This is a genomic window from Pseudomonas sp. QLc11A (assembly GCF_052112305.1).
GTDB lineage: Bacteria > Pseudomonadota > Gammaproteobacteria > Pseudomonadales > Pseudomonadaceae > Aquipseudomonas > Aquipseudomonas laurylsulfatiphila.
Genome location: NZ_JAVAJJ010000079.1, coordinates 1 through 273 on the forward strand (window position 1 = coordinate 1; position 273 = coordinate 273).

1 protein-coding gene is annotated in these 273 nt (G+C 64.1%); it reads left to right on the plus strand.

The features are described 5' to 3' along the window. The coding region (locus tag Q8X48_RS29975) for an immunoglobulin-like domain-containing protein (protein WP_407802684.1) at nt 1–273 on the plus strand (273 nt) is incomplete at both ends.

Below are 273 nucleotides of genomic sequence, written 5' to 3' on the forward strand. Positions count from 1 at the left end.
TGTCGCCAAACACAACGCCAGTGACCACCACGGTCAACGACGTCAACGACACCACCACCGTGACCCTGACCGCCACCCCGAGCGTGGATGAAAACGGCACCATCACCTACACCGCCACGCTGACCGACAAGAACGGTGCCCCGGTTACCGCGCAGAACGGTCCGGTGACCGTGACGTTGGACAGCGGCAAGGTGATCACCATCGCCGAAGGCCAGAGCTCCGGCAGCCTGCCGGTCAGCGTCGGCAACGACGTTTACACCGGTCCGACCATCG